The sequence below is a fragment of the Shewanella sp. SM23 genome (assembly GCF_025654295.1).
GTDB classification, from domain to species: Bacteria; Pseudomonadota; Gammaproteobacteria; order Enterobacterales; family Shewanellaceae; genus Shewanella; species Shewanella oncorhynchi.
This window is the reverse complement of sequence record NZ_JAKKRM010000064.1, coordinates 1-670: the sequence shown is the minus strand read 5'-3', so window position 1 is coordinate 670 and position 670 is coordinate 1. Positions and strand designations below refer to the sequence as shown.

The following is a 670-nucleotide window of genomic DNA, read 5'->3' as shown; positions in this document are numbered from 1 at the left end:
TATCCACAACGGCATTGCTGCTATCGGCCTGGGTTCTGGTATTGCCTGCATTATCCGTCGCAGTGACTGACACATTAAGATTGGAGGCATCGATGGCGCCTGCTACCAAGGTATAAGTAGCCGTCCAAGTGCCACTGTTATTGCTTGCCACCACAGCGGCACCCCCACCAAACTGGCTGAAGTCGACCGTTGCAGCACTGATAGTATCGCTGTTATCGTCGCCAATGGCAGAGTTGTCCCAGCTGGCCGTCACTGTATCGCCTACTATGTAAGCGCCAGCAGTACCTGTGCCGCCGGAAATACCGATATACACATCGGACACAAAAGGTGCAACGTTATCGAGTGTCGCGTTGCTGGTGTCTGCCGTTGTCGTGGTATTGCCCGCGTTATCGGTTGCACTGAAGGAAATATTCCGGTTGGTGGTGTCAATCGCACCAGCCACTATCGTGTAGGTTGCAGTCCAAGTACCACTACTGTTAGTTGCTGCAACGGCTGCACCACCACCAAATTGGCTGAAGTTGACAGTCGCGGCACTGATGGTATCGCTGTTATCGTCGCCAAAGGCGGAGTTGTCCCAGCTGGCAGTGACCGTATCGCCAATCTTGTAGGCGCCTCCGGTTCCGGTCGCACCGGAAATGCCAATGAAGGCATTGCTGACGGTCGGCGCTAT

At 54.5% G+C, this 670-nt stretch carries 1 protein-coding gene; it reads right to left on the bottom strand.

What is annotated here, in order from left to right:
- Positions 1 to 670: hypothetical protein (locus L5L98_RS22300; RefSeq protein ID WP_263143584.1), on the bottom strand; the 670-nt coding region annotated here is incomplete at both ends.